Below are 21,112 nucleotides of genomic sequence, written 5' to 3' on the forward strand. Positions count from 1 at the left end.
CGGTGGCAGCCTGCCGATTCCGAAGTGGCGTGCAAAAAAACGCACGTCGATGCCGGCGCCGGTGCGACGACTGCGGATCCCTTTGTGCACTTCATCGCATGTGCCGCATGCGCGCTTCGCAATTTCGCTCGCCGCGTCGCGTCGCTTGCGTTGCGCAATGCCGTGGCGCATAAGCTTGCGCTTGCATTCCTCGATATCGCTCCGCGTGAGTGGGATGCGGGGACCGTGCCGCACCGACATCGAGCGATGTTGCTGGCGACGGAAATCGTCATGTCACTCAAGGAGTTCGCCATGAACAACTTAGGCATTCGGCCGGGGCTCGTCCAGTCCCGTGTCGCGGAGTTCGAGAAAGGGACGAAGAACGGTGCGGCCGACGGCGCACAAAAGCAATCGCCCGCGCGCAGCAAAGGCCAACTGGACGGGCTATCCAGCTTCAAGGGGGCCGATGGCGCGCCGCCACCTCCGCCTCCGCCGCCCCGCAACTTTGCCAGCCTGCCGGGGCGCGCGGGGAACGTCGGCGCACAGGTGCTGAGTTCGGCGCTTCATGCCGGAAGTCACTTTCTGCCGCCCGGCGTCGCGTCCACCGCCATGCATGCGGCGGGTGACATCGTGCGTCCATCGGCCCTTGGCGCAGGGGACCCCGTGACGCAAATGGCTGCGATGCAACACGACTTCATGAAGCAGCAAAACGAGATGACGCGGCTCAACAACGCGAACACGATGGCGGCCGCGGTCAACCAGCAGTCGCAGGAGCTCACGTCGGCGCTGGCGTCGGTGGGCAACAAGGGCGCCAGCAACATTTCGAACGCCGCCAAGGGGCAGTAACGGCTGCGGCGGGCCGCGGCGTTTTCGCGCGCGGCTCGCGAACGCCCCGGTCCGATCGTCCACGCTTTGTTCCTGCTTCGTCCCCGCTTGGCGCTTGCCTTGGCGCTCGCGATACGGGACGACTTCCTCATGCAACGTCGCTTTCTCTCTCGATGACGTTCGCGGGCAGCCGGGTCTCCCCGGCTGCCCCTGCTCGACCTACTGCCCGTCATCCGCCAGCTTCATGCGCTCGACGATGCGTTCCACCGAACGCGCGTAGCGGTCGCGCTCGGCAGGTGTCTCCGAATGGTAGGCGCCGATCGCCGCCCAGGTATTCCCGTACTTGACCATCATCTTGTGCAGGTGCCACGCAGCCACGTAGACGCTCGAGCATGGGTTCATGAGGTCGTCCGCCGAGACGCCGTAGCGCGACAGCAGCGGAAGGTGAATCGAGTTGATCTGCATCATGCCGTAATCGGTCGAACCGTTCCGGTTGCGATGGAGCGCGTTCGCATTGGCATGCGATTCCTGCCACGCGATCGCGCGCAGCACGACGGGGCTCACATGTTGATAGGCCGCGGCCGCCGCAAAGCAGTCGGGGGTCTGCGCGCGCACGTCGGCGGGCCGCGCGGACAGAACGGCAAGCGCCAGCGCGAGCGCCGGCTTGGGTGTGAATAGTCGCATCATGGATCATCCGGTAAGAGCAGCGGTGCGGGAATCGCTTCGCACCGACGTGCGAATGAAAACGCCGTCCGACCCACGCGTTTGCGTTTCGTCGGACGGCGTGGGCGGAAAAATGCCGCGGGCCGGCCGTGTTACGGATCGGTGGTGCAGGCGCTTTGGCGCCGCACACCGCTGCCCTCAGCGGCCCATCGTCTCCGAGGGCGCTTCCTGGAACACGCGCCGGTAGCCGTTGACCAGCGTCGAACGATGGCGCACGCCCCACTTGTTCGCGACGTCGAGCACGCGCGTGGCCGGTGCGCCGTCGTCGAGCAGATCGTCGCGAATGCGCTCCATCCGCTGGCGCCGGATCAGCTCGCTCGGCGACAGCCCGAGGTGGTTCTTGAACGCTGCCTGCATCGCGCGCTCGGTCACGCCCACATGCGATGCCACTTCGCGCACCGAAAGGTCCTTCTGGTCGAGGTTGTCCATCAGGTAGCGATAGGCGCGGCGGTATTTCGCCGGCAGGCGGGCGCTCACGTCGTCGGAGCGCTGCGCCGTGCGCGATGCCTGCATGTGATCGGCCGCGGCGGCGGGCATCGACATGCTGTCCGCGCGCACATGCTGAATCGAGGCGAGCGCGTAGCGGCCGTAGAACTGCGCGAATTCCTGCGTGCGCATCTGCTGCTGCATGATCTTCGCGCGGCAGTAGAGGTAGTCGAGGTACCAGCGCGCATGCTGGCTGCCTTGCGAATTCGCCGCGCCGGACGCATCGAGCATCGCTTCGGCCAACGACGTCGCGTGGCCGGCGATCGCGGCCAGCGTGATTTCGAGGCACAGGCTGCGGTGATAATCGTTGAGGCCTGCCTGGCGGCTCCAGCTCACGTATTGCTTGAGCGTTTCGCCCGCGCTCGTCCGGCCGTCGGCCAGCGAAACGAGCCGGTTCAGGTGCGAGAGTCGTTCGGCCAGCAGCGGCAGCGCGGTCCCGGCGGGCTGCGAGCCGGGTACCGGTGCCTCGCTCGGCTCGAACTCCGCGATAGCCGAGCGCCAGTAGATGTGGTCGGCGAGTCGCTCGGCACCGTGCAGTTCGTGCTGCGCGAAGAGGTCCCGCCGCAGCGCCTCCACGAGGTAGCTCCAGCGGCGATCGTCATGCGTTGCCGCCAGCGCGGCCAGCTCACCGAGGCGATGGCACGCCGCCTGGATCAAGCCCAGATGAAACGAAACGAGTGTCGCACCGACGAGGCTGTCGAGACGCTGGCGCGGCGTGGCTGCCTTTTCCTCGCCGACACGTTTGAAGCAACTGAGCGCGACGTTGAACTGGTTGCGGAACAAGGCTTGCCAGCCGGTATTGCGGCACGACGCGATCCGCAGATCGTCGCGATGGGCGCGAATGGCTTTTTGCGCGCGGCGATACGTTTCCTCCGCTTCTTCATGGCGGCCGAGCATCAGCTCGAGGTCGGCGCAGACTTGCAGCAGTGCGTAGCCGGGCTGAGCTTGCGCCGTGTCGGTATCGGCATGGCGTGCGGCGTGGCGGACAGCGTCGAGAAACTGGCCTTGGAGCATTTTCGAGGCGACGTCCGCAGGGGTGTCGTCGAAAGCGAGGGCCGAGGCGGCGGCGAAGTAGATCGTTGAGAACATGTCGTGCTCCTGACTCAATGAGCGATGCGTTACGCGGCGTGAAACGATTCGTGAAGCAGTGAGCGCATGTTTTCATCGCGGGCCGATTCAGTCGCGTGTTTGTGATGGTTTGTTACCTTCGGCTCGGCATCGGCATTTGTCGGAGAGGGCGGTGCCGCGGTGGACTTTCACGCACGAGCGGGAGGCCTGCGTCGCGGTTGTTTGATGATTTGTTACGTTTGCCGCCGCCGTGCACTGTTTGGCGCGGTGCACGGCGAGCCTGTCTGCGCGACGAAGGCGTCGTGCGCTCCCGTCACGATTGGAAGAGCGCCATGAATCGGTTCGCGCTTGTTTATCAAGAACGATTAAACATTGGAGTCTTAATCCCAATTCGACTCACACACGGAAATTCGGATATCTCCTGCACGGCACCCAATTGGCGACTCGCCCGCGAACGGTGCCGTAGCACATTATTGTATCTGGCATATTTCCACGGGCCGCGATTCCGCGATTCGCGTCGAAACGTTCCAAAAAGCGTGTCGGATGCCGCAGCGCCTTGCTGGGCGGGGATTGTGTCGCGAGGACGACACGCTCGCGTCAGTGCCTGTATCATCCATGCCGGCCGAGAATGAATGATTTTCCGCGAGTATTTTTTTACTTAAAGGTGCGGTTTACTTTGTCGTAAACATTCATTGAGCTGTAGTGCTATCCTTACGCGTCGTTACTGTTTTCTTACAGAATTTCTTTCGAATTCCTGACGCCTTTCGGTACTGCTTTCAGGGCAGCTATTGACATGGTTCAAGCAGATTGAAAAGAACGTGGCAACAAAAAAAATAGAGCTTCCGGTGCGTCCGAGGTGCGTGAGCGACAAGAGGTGGAACCGGGCGAGGGCGAATGTCTGGAGAGCGGTGATGCCGTTGGCAATTCGGGCGCTGCTGTGCGGCGTCTGGTTCGCCTGCACGGTCGCGCACGCTTCCGATCAGCAAGTCATCGTCGACGGCGGGCAGCGCCTGGGCGGCGTCGTGCGCTCGGGCGGCCACGATGTTCCGCTGCTGCGCGCGCTCGAGCAGATCATGCCGACGAGCTACAGCATCAATGTGCCGAACGCGGGCGCATGGGCCGACGCGCCCGTGAGCTGGCGCGCCGGCTCGTCGGTCGTGCACGCGCTCGGCGAGGTGCTGTCGGGCGATCCTGCGCTGCAGGCGCGCATCGATACGGATATGCGTTTGCTCACGGTGACGGCGCATGCGCGGCGTGCAAACGTTGACGCGCCGCAGCCTTCCTCGCCTGCGCCCGGCGCGGCCTCGCGCATGAACGGTGCCGCGACGAATGCGTCTTCCACCTTGCCCACGGGCGCGGCGCCGATGGCTCCCGCGGCGGGACTTGCCATTGCACAGGCGCAGACCGTGGCGCAGGCGCGCGTTTCGACGTCGACGCCTGCAACACCGGCATCGGCTCGCACACCGGCGGTCCCGCCCGTGCCGGCACCGGCACCGGCGCCCGCTCCGGTGATGTCGCCCGCACCGGCAGCCGGGCCGGCCATGCCGGCATCGGTACCGGCACTTGTTTCAGCACCGCCGCGAGCGCAGGTACCCGCGCCCGCCAAGCGTGACGCCATGGCGCCCCCGCTGCTCGCCGCCACGCAACCGGCGTCCGGCCCGGACTCGCCGGCGCCGTCGTCGGCGCCCGCCGCGACGCCAGCGTTCGTACCCGCCGCGCCGCCCGAGCGCACGGAGTGGCAGATGCGCCTGTCGGACGGCTCCGTGCGCAATGCGCTCTCGCGCTGGGCGAGCGAAGCCGGCTGGCAATTCATTTGGGACGTGCCGACCGATTTTCAGGTCGACGCGACGGCCACGATACACGGCACGCTCGCCGAAGCGCTGCGTCAGGTGACCAATGCGCTCGCCGGCTCGCAGGTGCCGATTCAGGTGGTCTTGTACCAGCGCAACCGCGTCATGCGCGTCGTTCCCAAAGGAGCAAGTTGATGAGCGTCCTCCGTCGTCCTTTCGTCATCCTTGCCGCATGCCTCTCGCTGCTCGCGGGGTGCACCGGTCTGCTGGACAAGATCGAGCGCAACTCGCAGGCCGATACCGCGCGTGCGGGGCAACTGCTCGGCAAGCTCTCGAACGGCGACAACCGCGCGGTGCCGGGCAGTGACGGCGTCATCGTCAAAGACGAACTCTGGCTTTCGGGCAAGACGATCAAGATCGCGACGAAATCGACGCTGCCGAAGCTCTTCGACGAGCCGGCGAGCTTCGACGGCACGGTCGATTCGCTGCGCATGTTCGCCGATCGCATTTCGCGCCTCGCGCACCTGCCGGCCAAGGTTGCGCCGGGCACGAGCGAAGCGGCCGCGCGCGCCACGCAGACCGCGGTCGATACGGGGGGCGCCGGCGCGTATCCCGGCGTGCCGCCGCTGCCCGCCGGCCTGCTGCAGGGGCCCGCGCCGAGCACGAGCGCCGCGACGGTGGCCGCGCGCGTGCCGAGCGTATCCTCGCCCGTGCGTATCGCGTATTCGGGCGGCACGCTGCGCGGGCTGCTCGACACGGCGTCGGCGCGCTTCGGCGTCTACTGGAAGTACGAGGACGGCGCGATCGTCTTCTTCTACACGGCCACGCGCGTCTATCAGGTTGTCGCCATTCCGGGCGACTCGAAGCTGGATACGAACGTCGTGAGCGGTGCGAGCAACAGCGGCGGCGCGTCGAGCAACAGCGCGGGGGGCGCGGGCGGATCGGGCGCCGGTGGCGCGGGCATCGGCGGCGGAGGCGGCGGGACGTCCGGTTCGCCGTCCGTGTCGTCGGACAACACCGCGAACATCACGATGAACGCGCAGCTCTCGGTGTACAACGGCTTGCAGACTGCGATCAAGGCGATGCTCTCTCCGGTAGGCTCGGTCATCACCTCGCCGGCCACGGGCTCGATCTCGGTCACCGATACGCCCGATGTGCTCGAGCGCGTGGGCGAGTTCATGGAGCAGCAAAACCGCGTGCTCGCGCGGCAGGTGCTCGTGAACGTGACGGTGCTCTCGGTCACGCTTTCCGCACAGGACAGCTACGGCATCAACTGGCACGCGGTCTATCAGGCGCTCGGCACGCAGTTCGGCATCACCACCGCGTTCACGAGCATGATCCAGAACCCGAGCGAGCTCTCGGCCACGGTGATCACGCCGTCGAGCCGCGCGTCGAGCACGACGGCCATCATCGATGCGCTTTCGACGCAGGGCACGGTGCACCGCAAGACCTCGGCCTCGATCACGACGCTCAACGATCAGCCCGTTCCCGTGCAGGTGGCCGAGCAGCAAGGCTATCTCGCGCAGATCTCGACGACCAACACCGTCAACGTCGGCAGCCAGACGTCGCTCACGCCGGGCACGATCACGACCGGCTTCAACCTCACGGTGCTGCCGCACATCCTCGACGACGGCACGATCATGATGCAGTTCTACAGCAACATTTCGTCGCTCGTGAACCTTGTGCCGTTCGGCCCGACGAACCAGCAGATCCAGCTGCCGACCGTCGATACGCGCAACTTCCTGCAGCGCATCGCCGTGAAGTCGGGGCAGACGCTCGTCATCAGCGGCTACGAGGGCATCACCGATCTGGATAACCGGCAAGGCGTCGGCCATCCGTCGAACTATGCGATGGGCGGGTTCAACGCCTCCGGCACGCGCGAGGTGATCGTCATCCTGCTTTCGCCGATCGCGATCAACGGCGCTTGACGCGCGCTCGGGCACAGGATCCGTCATGGCGACGCAAATCATCGAGATCGGCCGCCAGCGTTTCATATGCGGCCTTTTCTGGCAATCGCTGTCGCGCCGGCACGCGCTGCGCGCGGAGGCGGTGGAACTTGCCGCGCGCCTGAATTTCGATGCGATGGTGCTGCGTATCGACCGCACCTTCGCGGGCGCGGGTTTCGCGAGCACGCGCGAGGGCGCGCAACCGGGCTTGCCGTCGCTGGGCGCGCTCGTGTCGAAGACGATCGCGGCCGAAGGCGCGTTCTACGACGGGCGCCAGCAGCCGGCGCCGAACTGGCTCGGCGCGTTTCATCTGCCCGACGGGCGCTGGGCCTACTTCGCCGTGCGCGACGGCGCGTTCCTGCCGAACGGCGATTGGATCGGTTCCAGCGAAGAAGTGTTCGAGCGGCTGCACAGCGATTACAGCCTCGGCGGCTGGAACGTCGTCATCGGCGATCCGCAGCTGGAAGTGCAGGGGTTCCACAACTTCTACGCGCGGCGTATCGAGGACATGATCCCGCGCCGGGGCGGCAAGCCGAATTTGCCGCGCTGGCTCAACCTGTCGCGTGTCTCGCGGCGCGCACCGCGGCGCGAGGTGCTGCTGGTCGCCGTTGCGATCGTGGTGGTGGCCGCGGTCGTGGCCGGCATCGTCGCGTACCGGCGCCACCGTATGGAACTCGAGCGGCAGCAGGCGTTCGAGCGGATGCGCGCGGAGCTCGCGCTGCATCCGCCCAAGCCCGCGGCACCGCCCGAAGCCGCGCACCCGTGGGCCGGCGAGCCGCGGCCCGATGCGTTCGTTCGCGCGTGCCTCGATCACTTCACGCGCATCGCGCCGGGCGGCTGGGAACTCGACGACTACGTTTGCCGCGCCTCGAACGTCAGCTACAGCTGGTCGCGGGGCGGATCGAACGTGGCGATGTTGATGGCGGCGGAGCCGCGCGCGACGATCGACGGCAACGGCGAGCATGCGAGCTACGTGGAGCCGCTGGCATTGCCCGTGGGGGGAGACGAAGTGCTCGATGGCGTGCACGGCGTGCGCTTGCGCATGCTTTCCGCCTTCCAGTTGCTTGGCATCGGTCTGACGTTCACGCTGCAGCCGGCAAGCGCGCCGCAGCGCAGCCTCGCTTCGCAAACGCTGGACCGGCTGCATCCGGGCGGCGGCCCGCCCCCGGCGCCGAGCTGGCAGACCTGGCGCATGTCCGCGCAACTGGGCGACGTGCGGCCCGACAGCCTCATCAGGTACCTCGACGAGCCGGGCGTGCGCGTCGAGACGCTTTCATACAAATCCGGGCAGTGGACGCTCGACGGAGTGCTTTATGAGAAATGACGAAGCATGGACTGTGCTGGTGCTCGCCTGCTGCTGCGCGTGGCCGTTGGCCGCGTTCGGCGAGGCCAGCGCCGCAGCTGCCGCGGCCGCCGCGCCCGCTGAAGCGGCGCCGCGCATGAACGTCGTTCCGACACCGGCCGCCGTGCAGGCCGCCAACGAACTGATGCGGCTACAGGAGGAAACGATGATCCTCAAGGCACAGCTGAAAAAGCTCGATGCGCAGGCGCAGGTGGCGGAGCGGCAAGAAGCGCTGCACCGGATGGGCAGTACCGTCTCCTCGTATTCGGACGTGTCGCTCGTGGCGACACAAGGGCTCGGCAAGAGGCTCGGCGCAACGGTGGCGACGAGCGACGGAGCGGAGTTCGACGTCGGGCCCGGCGATACGCTGCCCAACGGCATGCGCGTGGCGGCCATTCGCCCGGGTGCGATCGTCCTCGCATCGCAAGACGGACGGCGCACGACGCTGACCGTCTCCGCGAGCGCGCGGCAGCAGCCCGCGCGCAACCTGGCGTCGACAGGCTCGCCCGGCGTGCCGCCGCTGCCTGCTTTGCCGATGCCTGCGAGGTGATGCGATGAGTTCGTCTCCGACACCGCCGGGCAAGACGCCTGCAAGCGTGACGCCGCTGATTCTCTCGCGCGCCGTGAAGCCGATCGAAACCGATCCGTCTCTTGCGCAGGTTCAGCCCGCGGCTCCCGCCGCGCCGGCGCTCGCGCCCGTTGCGCGGCCACGCGAGCCGGCGCTGAGCGCCGTGGCCGCTGCTGCCGCCGCTTCGGTGCTGCCCGCGCACACGGCGTCGCAAAACGCGCCGCCGGGGCAGGCGCTGCCGCTCGCCGCGGTGGCGCGCCCGCTTTCCGACAGCGGCGAATTCGCCGCGAGCGACGAGGAGCGCAAGTTTCTCTGTCTGCTCGACGACGGCACGCTGCTCGTTGCCGAAGGGCACGAAATGAATCCGTTCGTGCTGTCGTACTGCGCGAGACTCGAACGGCTCAATTGCCGCTATACGACGCGGCTCGTGACACTCGACGCGATCAGGCGCAGCTATCAGGGCCCGCGCCGCGACGGCAGTGCCGAGCGCATCGATCACACGCAGATGCAGGTCGTCGCGAAGAACCTGATCACGCGGGCGTGCGACGCGCGTGCCTCGGATATCCATATCCGCGTGAACCGCTTCAGCACGGAGATTCTTTTTCGCATCCACAACGAACTCGTGCGCATGTCGGAGCAGACGCGCGAGTACGGCGAGCGGCTGCTCGCCACGCTTTATGCGGCGATGTCGAGCGTATCGGACAACACCTACAAGCCGAACGAACGCCAGGACGCGGCCATCGGCGATCGCGACAAGCTGCCGGACCGGCTTTTCGGCGTGCGGATCGCGACGGCGCCCACGAGCGTCGGCAGCGTCATGGTGCTGCGGCTGCTCTACAACGATGCGGGCGAGGCGACTGCCCTGACCGAGCTCGGCTTCACGGTGGCGCAGGCGAACGCGTTCGAGCTGCTCGCGCAGCAGCCGCACGGCATGAACATCATCAGCGGCCCGACCGGCTCGGGCAAATCCACGACGTTGCAGCGCGTGCTGACGAAGCAACTGCGCGAGATGGCCGGCTCGATTCACGTCATTACCGTGGAAGATCCGGTTGAGTACCCGATCGAGGGCGCCGTGCAGACGCCCGTTGTCAACGCGCCGACGGAAGAGGCGCGCTCGCTCGCGTTCGCCGCCGCGATCGCGAATGCGATGCGGCTCGATCCCGATACGATCATGATCGGCGAGGTGCGCGACCGCGCATCGGCGCAAAGCGCGTTGCGCGCCGCGATGACGGGCCATCAGGTCTGGACGACGGTGCACGCGAACGGCGCGCTCGCGATCGTGGATCGTCTCGTCGATCTCGGCTTGCCGATCGCGATGGTGACGGACGAATCGCTCGTCACGGGGCTCATCAGCCAGCGGCTCGTCAAGCTGCTGTGTCCGCACTGCTCGCGCCCGTTGGCCGAGGCGATGGCGCAGCTCGACATGGGGCTCGTCGCGCGCGTGAAGCGGGCCGTCGGCGCGCGGTTCGACGCGGTGCGCGTGGCCGGGCCCGGTTGCCCGCATTGCAAGAACGGCACGGTCGGCCGGACCGTGGTGGCCGAGGTCGTGCGCACCGACGCGACGTTTTGCGAATTGCTGCGCGCCGGGCGCAAGCCCGATGCGCAGGCGTACTGGCTCGGCGAGCTCGCGGGGCAGACGGTCGCGCAGCACGCGCTCGAAAAAGTGGCGGCGGGTCTCGTCGATCCGCGCATGGCGGAGCGGGTGGTCGGCCCGTTCATGCCGGGCAGCGGGGGGCGGCCGCAGCCGCTCGGAAGCGGCTATGGCACTTGAGCTCAACCGGCGCTGGGCGCGCCTGCAACTCACGACGCAGGCGCGCCTGCGGCTCTATCGCAAGATCGCGAAAATGCTCGCGAACGGCTTGCCGTTGCTCAAGATTCTCGAGGAGCTCGAGTTGCGTGCGTCGCACGAGGGCCGCAAGCCGAACGAGCCGCTGGCATTGACGCTCGCGGACTGGCGCAGCGTCGTGCAAAACGGCGGCATGCTGGCCGAGGCAATGGCGTGGTGGGTGCCGCATACCGAGCAGATGATCGTCATGGCCGGCGAGCAGTCGGGGCGCCTCGAGGCCGCGCTGCTGAACGTGTGCAACGTCGTGCAGTACAGCCGCCGGATCCGCACGGCCATCGTCGGCGGGTTGACCTACCCGTGCGTGATCGTGGCGATGACGATCGGGTACGTGTACCTCTTCGGCAAGCTCATGATTCCGCGCTTCGCGTCGATCGTGAGCCCGGAGCGCTGGCACGGCGTGGCGAAGTCGCTCTACGAGCTGTCCCGGTTCGTGCAGGGCGGCATGATCTACTGCCTCGTGGTGCTCGCGATCCTCGTCGCGGCGCTCTTTTACTCGATGCCGCGCTGGTCCGGCAACGTGCGGGTCTGGCTCGACCGCTACCCGCCTTACTCGATCTATCGGCTCATTACGGGCTGCGGTTTTCTCGTCGCGTTTTCGTCGCTGCAGGCGGCGGGCTTCACGGTCGAGCGCTCGCTCGCGCGGCTGGCCACCGATGCGAAGCCGTGGCTCAGGCAGCGAATCGACGACATGCTGTTCGGCGTGAAGTCGGGGCTCAACGTCGGCGAGGCGATGAAGAATGCCGGCTACCGGTTTCCTTCGGAGGAGATCGTCGACGATCTGTGCGTGTATGCCGAATACAAGGGCTTCGCCGAGGCGCTGCACGCGATCGCCAACGAATGGATGACCGACGGCGTGGAGACGATCGAGGCGCAGATGCGCGTGGTCAACGGCGCGGCGATCGTCGTGCTCGCGCTCGTGCTGTCGTGGCTCATCAGCGGCTTCTTCGGAATTCAGCAGGAAATTGCGGCTTTGGCTCGGAGTCTGCATTGAGCCTGCCGTGTAATGACGTGCAGGCGCAGCGCAAACGAACGGGTGTTGAAAGGAGAGGGCACGTCTTTCTCGAGTGCCGATTGAGGAAACCAAGGAGAGCAACATGAAGGTCAAGACCGTCGCATCGATTCGCGCCAGGGTGGGCAGCCGTGGGTCGCGGCGCACGCAGCGTGGCGCCACCCTGCTCGAGGCGATCGCCTATCTCGGGATCGCCGCAATCGTCGTCATCGGCGCCATTGCGCTGCTGCGCGGCGCATTCGGCAGTGCTTCGTCGAATCAGACGGCCGAGCAGGTGACGGCCATCCAGACCGGCGTCAAGAAGCTGTATATGGGGCAGACCAACGGCTACACCGGGCTGGCGACGACCGTCGCCATTTCGGCCGGCATCATCCCGACGACGCTCGTCATCGACACCGCGGCAAATACCGTCACCGATGCCTGGGGTGGCGCGGTAACCGTTACGGGCACCGGCACCGGTACATTCACGATCGAATTCGATTCCGTGCCGACGGACGTATGCATCAACGCGGCATCTGCGGGCGGAACGTGGACGGCCGTCTCTATCGGCGGTACGGCGCAAACCGTGCCGGTAACGCCCGCCGCCGCTCAGGCGGCTTGTACCGGTGGTGCGAAGAACATCATCTGGACCTCCGCCTGATCGCGGCCCGAGTATCGGCCTTCGCTCCGATTGACGCCACGCGCCGCCCGCCATGTTCCTGATCTGGATCGTCGCCGCCTTCGCGATGCTTACCGGTGCCTACGCGCTGCTCGGCGCCGAGGCGGCGCCGGCACCGCTCGCGCCGTCGGCGATGGTGCTCGCGGCGAACATGAGCGCCTACCGGCAGGCCGTGGCGGCCTTCGCGCGCGCCAACCCGTCGTTCGCGGGCAGCGTGCCGGCGGCGAGCCTCGCGCCTTACCTCGGGGCGACCGTTCCCGATCCGATGTGGCGGAACTACGTCCAGCCCAATACTGGCTATGCGGGCAGCCTCGTCGTGGTCTATGCGGCGTCGGCAGCGGCCGCGGCGGCGGTCGACGGCATCGAGCAGATTGCGCAGGGCTCGGCGCTGGCCGGCGTGGCGCTCGGCGCCAACCTCGTGTCCCCCGGCAATCCGGCGGTGCCGCTGCCGGCCGCCCTGGCGAACGCGATCCCGAACGGCATGCCAGTATGGATGGCGCAAGCGTATGACTGAGCGCACCCATACCGTTGCCCGCACCGGCATGCGTCGTCCCGGCCCCCGCGCGTGGCCGGCTCGCCGTATGGCCGGCTTCACGATGGTGGAGATGCTGGCCGTGCTTGCGCTCGCCGCATTGATGATGGCGGGCCTCGTCGCGCTCACGAACTCGTCGCTCGACGATACGCGCGCGCAGCAGGCCGCGCTTTATCAGTCGCAGCTGACGGCGGCTGCCACGCGGCTCATTCGGCAAAACTACACGGCGCTCGCGGCCCAGGCCACGACCACCTCGCCGGTGATCGCGAAAATGACCGGCTCGACGTATCAGCTGTCGACCTACCTTCCGAATGCGTTGAGCGGCACCAACCCCTATGGTCAGGCGCCGTGCCTGCTCGTCTACGCGGCCCCGGGCGGCGCCAATCCGGTGGCGTTGCAGGCGCTGCTCGTCACGGAGGGCGGCCGGACCATTCCCGATCCCGAACTCGGCTACATCGCGGCGAACGCCGGCCCGGGCGGCGGTTCGATCCAGGCGACGAACAATTCGACCGGCGCGGCCACCGGCGCCTTCGGCACCTGGAAGGTCGATACGCCGAACCCGGCGAACACATCCTGCACAAACACGAAAACGGGCACGGGACATCTGGCGAGCCTCATTTTCTACGACGGCACGCAGGCGCAGAACGTCGACTATCTGTACCGCGTGGCCGTGCCGGGCAATCCGCAGGCGAACACGATGCAAGTGCCGATCGTGCTCGCGCGTCAGATCGACTATGCCGCCTGCACGCAGCCCGGCGCCATCGCGGCCGACGCTTCGGGCAACGTCCTGAATTGCGATGGAACGCAGAACCTCTGGGTGCCGCAGGCGGCCTATCACTGGCGCGAACCGGTGGCCAACGAAGCGGCGCTCGGGGGCGTTGCCGCGCATCAGGGCGACGTGCGGCTCACCGCCGCGACGAATCGGGCCTATGCGTACGACGGCGCCACATGGCAGGCGCTGGCGGTGGACGAAGCGGGCAATCTCGCGCTCGGCAACGCGCACAACGTCGGCGACCCATGCCCGCCCGCGCCGCAGAATTCGGCCATCGCACCGGCGTCGGCGAGCACGACGCTCGTCTCCACCGATGCGAACGGGCGCGTGCTGTCGTGCCGCGGCGGCCGGTGGCAAACGCAAAGCGAAATCGAGCCGGCGTCGTCGCTCACCGGCTGTCAGCTCGTGATGGCCAACCCGAACGGCGCGGGCGATTACTCCGCCTGCACGGGCCAGCCGGCGACGAACTTCCAATCGGGCGCCTATTCGTACAACGGCAGCAACGGTACGTACTCGTATACGTTCAGGACGACCGTCAACCTCACCAAGCCGGGGATCATCGTCGCGTCCACCTGGGCGCACTTGAACGACGGCATGTGCAACGGCCCCTCCGGCAACCGGGGGCAGCTCTCGCAGAGCATCGACATCACCGACGGCGGCAACCGCAACCTCGGGCATACGGAGAGCCAGACGCCGACGCTTCAGGACGATTCGGGCGGGATCAACAACGCGCTGTCCCAGGCCGGCACGCCTGGCACCTACACGATCATCGTGACGACGAACTGGGCGACGTACGCCGGCATCACGACGCCGTGGGTCAGCAGCTTTTGCGGGGAGTCCGGCCAGACGGTCTGGAACACGCCCGTCGCGGCAGGCTGGACGATCAACTCCTACTACTGAGCGCCCAACCGTGAACCGATCGACACCGCACACCTTCGCAGCACCGCCACGCACGGCGCGACCGGCGAAAGCGACGCCATTGCGCCGGCACCGCCTTCGCGCGGGCTCAGTGCGGCGCGAGCGTCTGCAGCATTTCGTGCAGCTCGAGCCGGTTGTAGGTCGCGCGCAGCACGTCGCGCGGCAGGCATTGCTGCTTCGATACGAGGCTGAAGAGGTGATCGTTGAGCATGCGGGACATGTTGTCTTCCTTGCGCTTCATGAACTCGGCAAGGTACGGCAGCTTGCCCGGATCGGTCAGCAGGCCGCTGATCTGCTGATTATTGTTGAAGAGCAGTTCGCTCGCGAGCACGAAGTTCTCGCCATCCTCCGTCGGCACGAGGCATTGGCAGATCACGCCGATGAGGCAGTTCGCGAGCGCGGCCGCATAGCGCTCGCGCTGCTCGGCCGGAAAAAACGACAACAGCCGCGTGAGCGTGCCGATCGCGCTGCCCGTGTGCATCGTCGCGAGCACGAGGTGGCCCGATTCGCCGGCCTGGAGCGCCGTCTCCGCCGTCTCGGGGTCGCGCACCTCGCCCACCATGATGACGTCGGGTTTTTGCCGCAGCGCCTCGCGCAGGCCGGCCGAGAAGCTCGGCGTGTCGGTGGGCACTTGCCGCTGCGAGACGATCGACGTGCGGCCCTCGAGTTCGTATTCGATCGGCTCTTCGATCGTGACGATGTGGCTGTTGCGCGTGCGGTTGATGTGCTCGAGCAGCGAGGCGATCGTCGTCGTCTTTCCCGAGCCGGTCGGGCCCGTCACGAGGATCAGCCCCTTGGCGCTGTCGATCATCGAGCGCACGTAGGCGGGCAGGCCGAGCTTGTCGAGCGCGAGCGGCTGCAGCGGCAGGCGCCGGATCGAGATGACGAGCTTGCGGCCGCCATTGGTGCGGTAGATGTTGCAGCGAAGGCGGCAGCGCGTGAGCACGAACGGGCGATCGATCGCGCCGTGCTGAAGCTGCGCCTCCCAGTCCGGTTCGATCGAGGCCAGTGTGGGCAGCATTTCGTCGTGGAGCACGGGCTCCTCGCCGACGGCGAGCCAGCCGCGCGGCGCCTTGATCATGATCGGCCGGTCCTGCTCGATATGGATGTCGGTGAAAGTCTGCCGCAGGTCGATCAATTCGAGAATCTCGCGCGTCAGGTCGCGACGTTCGTGACTCGGAGCGTTCATCGTCAGTGCCCTTCCTATGAAAGATAGTCGGAACTTACATGAAAATTTTGTCGATGTGTCGGAGAAGCACCGGGCGGCGGTGCGTACGTTTCATCGCGGGCGGCGCGTCATGAACTGGGCTCGCCGACTGGGCACCGTGGCCCTCGCCGCCGCGCTCGCATTCGGGGCGACCGCCCCCGTTGCCGAGGCGGCAGCCGTGCGCTGGAAGTCGTCGATCGTCGATTACGAAGCGCAGGGCAAGGACATCAAGGATGTGCTGCGCGACTTCGGCGCGAGCCAGGGCGTCCCCACGCGCATCGCGGCCGATGTGAGCGGCACCGTGAGCGGCAAGTTCCATCTGCCGCCGCGGCGCTTTCTCGATACGCTCGCGGCGTCGTTCGGCTTCGTGTGGTACTACGACGGCGAAGTGCTCGACGTCACGACGGCTGCCGAACTGCAGAGCACGCTCGTGAAGCTCGATTCGGCCGATACGGGCGCGCTGCGCGATGCGCTCGACCGCCTGCGCATCGCCGACGAGCGTTTTCCGATCGTCTACGACAGCGCGCAGGGCACGGCGCTCGTGAGCGGGCCGCCTCGCTACGTGCAGATGGTGACGAACGTGGCCTCGCGGCTCGACAACAACGCCGCGCATCGAAGCGGCACGCAGGTACGCGTCTTTCCGCTCTATCACGCGTGGGCGCACGACCGCACGGTGCCCATCGACGGCCAGCAGGTCACGCTGCAGGGCGTGGTGGCCGTGCTCAACGGGATCTACCACCCGGGCACGGCCAAGGCCGCCGACAAACGCGGCGAGGGCGGTCGCGCGGCGAGCGGCGTGAAGCGCAACACGCCGATCAACGACGTGAACGGCAATGCCTACAACGGCCCGTACGTTCCGCCGCCGGTGCCGTCGGGCGCGGCCGGCAAGGGCATGTTCGCCGGGCTCACCGGACAGCCATCGCCGGCCGTGGCGGCGGCGGTGGGCGAGCCGCCGCCGCCGCAGAACACGAGCACGGCGCCCGCGAGCGACGATCAACTGCCCGTCATCGTCGCGGACCAGCGCACCAACTCCGTCGTGATTCGCGATACGGCCGACCGGATGGATCAGTACGGCAAGCTGATCGATCGCCTCGACGTCAAACCGCAACTGATCGAGATCGAGGCGCACATCATCGAGATCGACGACGACGCGCTGCATCAGCTCGGCGTCGACTGGACCGCGCACAACAGCCACGTCGACGTGCAGACCGGTACCGGCACGCTCGCACAGAGCACCTACAACGGCACGCTCTCGCAGACCTTCGGCCAGACGGCGCTGCCGGGCAACCTGCTCGCGGCGGCGACGCCCGTGGGCGCATCGGTGGCCGCCGTGCTCGGCGACGCCGGCCGCTATCTGATGGCACGCATCTCGGCGCTGCAGCAGACGAAGGCCGCCAAGATCGACGCGAGTCCGAAGGTCGTCACGCTCAACAACATCGAGGCCGTGATGGACAACCAGACGCAGTTTTTCGTGCCGGTGTCGGGATACACCTCGGGCGATCTCTACAGCGTGTCGACCGGCATCTCGCTGCGTGTGCTGCCGATGGTCGTGGAGGAGGACGGGCGCACGCGCATCAAGCTCGACGTGGCGATTCAGGACGGCCAGCTCACCGATCAGACGGTCAGCAACCTGCCGGTGATCCAGAACAGCACGATCAACACGCAGGCGTTCATCGAGGAGGGGCAGGCGCTGCTCATCGCCGGCTATCGCGCGGACAGCGCGACGATGGGCGTGACCGGGGTGCCCGGGCTCTCGAAGATTCCGTTGATCGGCGCGCTCTTCAGGACCGACAACCGCCAGAAGAGCCACATGGAGCGGCTCTTCCTGTTGTCGCCGCGCGTCATCTCGCCGTGATTCACCGCAACCGCCCGCACCGGAGAATGCAGGAGGCCATGTGAACGAATCCCATACTCAGCCGCATTCGCGGCCCGACGTGCAGCCTGGGCAGCAGTCCGAGCCGCGGCCCACCCAACCGGGCTTGCCCGCCGACGCATGCGGCGGGGGCGCTGCCGATCGCGGCCTGTCCGACGACGAGGCGCGCCGCCTGCGCGGCACGCTGCGCGGGCTGCCGTGCGGGGTGATCGTGCTCGATCGCGCGGGTGCGGTCGTGCACGCGAACGCGCGCGCGCTCGAGATGCTGGCGATGACGCTGCCCGCGGGCGTCGATTTCAGCGTGGCGCTGAGCGAGCGCTTCGAGATGACGGACGTGCCGCGGCTGCGCGATCTCGAAGCGGGCCGCGAGGTACGCGTGGACGATTCGACCTTCTGGATTCAGGCGGGTCCCGCCGGTGCGTGCGCCGGTGCGGGGGTGGGCGAATCCGTCATCGCCGTGACGGACGTGACGCCGTTCGCACGCTCGCTCGACGAGCGAGCCATGTCGCTGCGCTTTTTGCTGCACGATCTGCGCTCGCCGCTCAATTCGATCAGCGCGCTCACGCAGCTCGATGCGAGCGACCCCGAGGCGTTCGAGCGTTGCGGCGGCATGCAGCAGATCACCGCGCTCGCGCAGTACGTGCTCTCGCTCGGCGAGCAGTTCATCTTCTCGTCGGTGACCGAGCATTTGCAGGCGCGCGACTTCAAACGGTTCGATCTGCGCGCGACGCTGCGCCAGATCATCTCGCAACTGGAGGTCACCGCCGTCTATTGCGGCGTCGCGCTACACTTGTGGCTGCCCGACAGCGCGCCGCTGTGGGTGAGCGGCATGCGCAACTTCGTGGCGCGCGCCGTCCAGAACGTCATCGACAATGCCGTTCGTGCGTCGCCGCGCGGCGAGGCGGTGACGGTGTCGATCCGGCAGGCCGACGGTTTCGCCGAGGTGGTCGTCGACGATCGCGCGGGCGGGCTGCCGGGGCTCGTCGACGGCGATCGGCTGACCGACTTCGAGAAGCTCGGCAAGCGGACGGCAACGGGCTTCGGTCTCGGGCTCAAGCTCGCCGTGCAGATCGTCGGCATGCACGGCGGCGCACTTTACGCCGAGCTCAACGGACAAGGCGGTACCATGTTCGTGCTGCGTCTGCCGTGCCTGAATCCTGTCGCCGCGAAGCCGCACGCGACATCGCTTGTCGATGCCGACCGCGCGTTGCGCGCGGCGCGCGGCGAGTGAGGCGCCAGGGCGTGGCCCGTATTCGTTTGACACGCGTTGCGCGGACCGGGCACCGGCTCCCGCGCGGCCGTCGGAACCAAGGGTTCACATGAAATCGCTTGCAGGCAAACCCGTACGCATTCTGTTCGTCGAGGACGACGTCGCGCACCACGCGCTCATCCATTCCTGGCTCAAGAGCGAGGGCTACCACGTCGACGCTTTTCACAGCGGGCTCGACGCGCAGCAATTTCTGTCGGAGCAGTGGGCCGATCTCGCGATTCTCGACTGGGACCTGCCGGGCGTTTCCGGCGACAAGCTGCTGCAAAAGATCCGCAGTCGTTCGCAATCGATCATGCCCGTGATTTTTCAGACCGTGCACTCGGCGGAGTCCGACATCGTGCGCATACTCGATGCGGGTGCCGACGACTATCTCGTGAAGCCCTACGACAGGCAGGTGCTGCTCGCGCGCATGCGCGCGCTGCTGCGGCGCTTCGCGCCGATGAACGTGCAGGGCCGCAAGATGTTCGTCGACGGCGAATGCGCGCTCGATCAGCAGGCGCGCTCGCTCGTGGTGGCGGGCGTGGCGCACAAGCTCGGCACCAAGGAGTTCGACATTCTCTGGCATCTCGCTCGGCACACGGGCGCCGTCGTGCTGAGGCAGGATCTGATGAGCGTGGTCTGGGGCTGGGATGCGGCCGTGCAAAGCCGCTCCGTCGACATGTACGTGAGCCGGCTGCGTGCGAGCCTGAAGGCCGCCGGCGTCGGCTGGACCGTGCAATCGGTCTATGCGACGGGTTACCGCCTGACCCTCAAGCCGGATATGGAGCAGACGGGCGCCGGTGCGTCGGGCGCCGATGCGTCCGGCGCCGGTGCGTCGCCGGAAGGCGCCGCATGAGCGCGGCACGAATGCGAGCGCTCGCGCGCGGCGCCGTCGCTGCCTTCGTCTGCACGGTCACCGTGCATGCGCAGGCGGCGAGCATGGAGTGGGCCGGGGGCGCCGGCGCCCGCTTCGTCTACGTGACGAACGGTGCGAGCCTCGCGGAGGTCCTGAATGCCTTCGCCGCGGGGCAGCACGTTGCCCTGCGCATCGACGGTCAAGTGGAGGGCGCCGTGAGCGGCCGTTTCGCGATGCCGCCGCAGCGCTTTCTCGATGTCATGAGCCGGTCGTACGGATTCGTCTGGTACTACGACGGTGCGGTCCTGCATGTGTCGCCCGCGAACGAGCAGGCGCATGTCGCCATCCGGCCTCACTTCCTTTTGGCGAATGCGCTGCGTGCGTCGCTCGAGCAGGCAGGTCTTGCCGATACCCACTTCCCGTTGACGGTGGATGCCGCCGCGCAAACGGTGAACGTGCGCGGGCCGGCGACCTACGTGGAACGTATTCGTGCCGCGGCCGAGCGCTTCGAGCGCGACGCGCGAAAGCGCGTGCGTTTGTCCGTGCGGGTGTTTCGCCTGAGTGCCGCGAATGCCGCCGACGAAACGCGCGTGGTCGATGGCCGCACGCTCGTCGTGCCCGGTGTGGCCACGCTCTTGCGGCGCCGTTTCGAGCGCCCGGCCGTTGCGAGCGGGGCCGCCGTTTCCGATGCACCGCGGATCGTCGAGTTCGATGCAGCGTTGCCGGCGATCGAAGCGGATGCGACCACGAACTCCATCCTGGTACGCGATCGGGCCGAGCGCATCGACGCCGACGGCGCGCTCGTCGCCAGCCTGGACGTGCGTGCACAGCTCGTATCGGTCCAGACGTGGGTGGTGGATGTCGATGGCGACGCGCTCGACACGTTGCGATCCGCGCTGCCGCCGGCCATGGCCGACGGGGCAGGCGCGGAGCAGGCAACGGCGGCCGCGCGCGAGCACCGTGCAGGTATCGCGCCCGACGGCGGCCGCGCGCTGCTCGCGCAGCTCAAGGCATTGGCCAGGAGCGGCCGCGCCGAAATCGAGGTGTCGCAAACGGCGCTCACGCACGACCGCTCGCCGGCCGTCATCGACCGCCACGAGGCACGTCTCGCCCGCCGCGATGAGGATGACCTGCCCGATGACGATGCCCGCGATCTGTGGCTCTCAATTGCACCGACGGTCGAAGGCGCCGCGTCGATGCCGCGTATCGGCTTGCGCGTGGAACTGGGGCGCCGCCGCGATGCGCGCCGCTATCGGGCCGTCGACGAGAGCCTGGCGCCGGGCGAGTGCCTCGTCATCGAGGGACCGGCGCGGCACGGGAGCGATGTCGAGCGCCGCGCGGACGATCCCGATTCGGGCAGAGCGGGAGAGGAGGGTACGCGTCGCCGTCTCGTCTTGCTGATGCCACGCGTGGCAGCCTAGGGCCAGCGCAAGCCCGTTATTAGCGTGAACAGGCCCTAGCGCCG

General features: G+C 67.4%; 17 protein-coding genes. 14 read left to right on the forward strand and 3 right to left on the reverse strand.

Going from position 1 to position 21,112, the window contains the following annotated elements:
- Positions 1 to 84 precede the first annotated feature (84 nt).
- A complete protein-coding gene (locus C4B30_RS07260; protein WP_234015407.1) occupies positions 85 to 825 on the forward strand; it encodes a hypothetical protein in 741 nt (246 codons plus the stop codon).
- A gap of 198 nt (positions 826 to 1,023) precedes the next feature.
- Here the strand turns inward: C4B30_RS07260 and C4B30_RS07265 are convergent, their stop codons facing one another.
- Positions 1,024 to 1,491: a lytic transglycosylase domain-containing protein gene (locus C4B30_RS07265; protein ID WP_089501501.1), complete on the reverse strand. Its 468-nt coding sequence runs from the start codon at positions 1,489 to 1,491 to the stop codon at positions 1,024 to 1,026.
- Between the two features lie 174 nt (positions 1,492 to 1,665).
- A complete protein-coding gene (locus tag C4B30_RS07270) occupies positions 1,666 to 3,102 on the reverse strand; it encodes a helix-turn-helix transcriptional regulator (RefSeq protein ID WP_105132220.1) in 1,437 nt (478 codons plus the stop codon).
- 890 nt (positions 3,103 to 3,992) lie between these two features.
- Here C4B30_RS07270 and C4B30_RS07280 point away from each other — a divergent pair.
- The 9 genes from C4B30_RS07280 (at position 3,993) to pilV (ending at position 14,444) form a co-directional block, all read left to right on the forward strand.
- On the forward strand, positions 3,993 to 5,066 hold the full coding sequence (locus C4B30_RS07280) for a toxin co-regulated pilus biosynthesis Q family protein (protein ID WP_105132221.1): 1,074 nt from the start codon (positions 3,993 to 3,995) through the stop codon (positions 5,064 to 5,066).
- On the forward strand, positions 5,066 to 6,799 hold the full coding sequence (gene pilN, locus C4B30_RS07285; RefSeq protein WP_089501505.1) for a PilN family type IVB pilus formation outer membrane protein: 1,734 nt from the start codon (positions 5,066 to 5,068) through the stop codon (positions 6,797 to 6,799). Before C4B30_RS07280 ends, pilN begins: the two co-directional genes overlap by 1 nt.
- Positions 6,800 to 6,824: 25 nt before the next feature.
- Complete coding sequence (gene pilO2 / locus C4B30_RS07290) at positions 6,825 to 8,141, forward strand: type 4b pilus protein PilO2 (RefSeq protein WP_105132222.1); 1,317 nt, start codon at positions 6,825 to 6,827, stop codon at positions 8,139 to 8,141.
- Entirely contained in the window at positions 8,131 to 8,709 is a 579-nt protein-coding gene (pilP, locus tag C4B30_RS07295; RefSeq protein ID WP_105132223.1) for a type IV pilus biogenesis protein PilP, read from the forward strand. The genes pilO2 and pilP overlap by 11 nt, the downstream gene beginning before the upstream one ends.
- Positions 8,710 to 8,713: 4 nt before the next feature.
- Entirely contained in the window at positions 8,714 to 10,498 is a 1,785-nt protein-coding gene (locus C4B30_RS07300) for a GspE/PulE family protein (protein ID WP_105132224.1), read from the forward strand.
- On the forward strand, positions 10,488 to 11,564 hold the full coding sequence (locus tag C4B30_RS07305) for a type II secretion system F family protein (protein WP_105132225.1): 1,077 nt from the start codon (positions 10,488 to 10,490) through the stop codon (positions 11,562 to 11,564). The genes C4B30_RS07300 and C4B30_RS07305 overlap by 11 nt, the downstream gene beginning before the upstream one ends.
- Before the next feature lie 103 nt (positions 11,565 to 11,667).
- Positions 11,668 to 12,222, forward strand: a complete 555-nt coding sequence (locus tag C4B30_RS07310; RefSeq protein WP_105132226.1) for a type 4 pilus major pilin — start codon at positions 11,668 to 11,670, stop codon at positions 12,220 to 12,222.
- Positions 12,223 to 12,274: 52 nt separating this feature from the next.
- Positions 12,275 to 12,754, forward strand: coding sequence for a type IV pilus biogenesis protein PilM (gene pilM, locus C4B30_RS07315; RefSeq protein WP_105132227.1), 480 nt, complete (start codon positions 12,275 to 12,277; stop codon positions 12,752 to 12,754).
- A complete protein-coding gene (gene pilV / locus C4B30_RS07320; RefSeq protein WP_105132228.1) occupies positions 12,747 to 14,444 on the forward strand; it encodes a shufflon system plasmid conjugative transfer pilus tip adhesin PilV in 1,698 nt (565 codons plus the stop codon). Before pilM ends, pilV begins: the two co-directional genes overlap by 8 nt.
- Positions 14,445 to 14,550: 106 nt before the next feature.
- On the opposite strand, the gene C4B30_RS07325 is transcribed toward pilV, so the two are convergent.
- Entirely contained in the window at positions 14,551 to 15,657 is a 1,107-nt protein-coding gene (locus C4B30_RS07325) for a type IV pilus twitching motility protein PilT (protein ID WP_371090891.1), read from the reverse strand.
- Between the two features lie 103 nt (positions 15,658 to 15,760).
- On the opposite strand from C4B30_RS07325, the gene sctC reads away from it, so the two are divergent.
- The 4 genes from sctC (at position 15,761) to C4B30_RS07345 (ending at position 21,068) form a co-directional block, all read left to right on the forward strand.
- Entirely contained in the window at positions 15,761 to 17,524 is a 1,764-nt protein-coding gene (gene sctC, locus C4B30_RS07330) for a type III secretion system outer membrane ring subunit SctC (RefSeq protein ID WP_027782677.1), read from the forward strand.
- 40 nt (positions 17,525 to 17,564) lie between these two features.
- Positions 17,565 to 18,773, forward strand: coding sequence for a sensor histidine kinase (locus C4B30_RS07335; RefSeq protein ID WP_027782678.1), 1,209 nt, complete (start codon positions 17,565 to 17,567; stop codon positions 18,771 to 18,773).
- A gap of 88 nt (positions 18,774 to 18,861) precedes the next feature.
- Entirely contained in the window at positions 18,862 to 19,647 is a 786-nt protein-coding gene (locus C4B30_RS07340; RefSeq protein WP_034185277.1) for a response regulator transcription factor, read from the forward strand.
- A complete protein-coding gene (locus C4B30_RS07345) occupies positions 19,644 to 21,068 on the forward strand; it encodes a secretin N-terminal domain-containing protein (protein WP_105132229.1) in 1,425 nt (474 codons plus the stop codon). Before C4B30_RS07340 ends, C4B30_RS07345 begins: the two co-directional genes overlap by 4 nt.
- The last annotated feature ends 44 nt before the right edge of the window (positions 21,069 to 21,112 follow it).

Source organism: Burkholderia sp. BE12 (assembly GCF_002959955.1).
Lineage (GTDB): Bacteria > Pseudomonadota > Gammaproteobacteria > Burkholderiales > Burkholderiaceae > Burkholderia.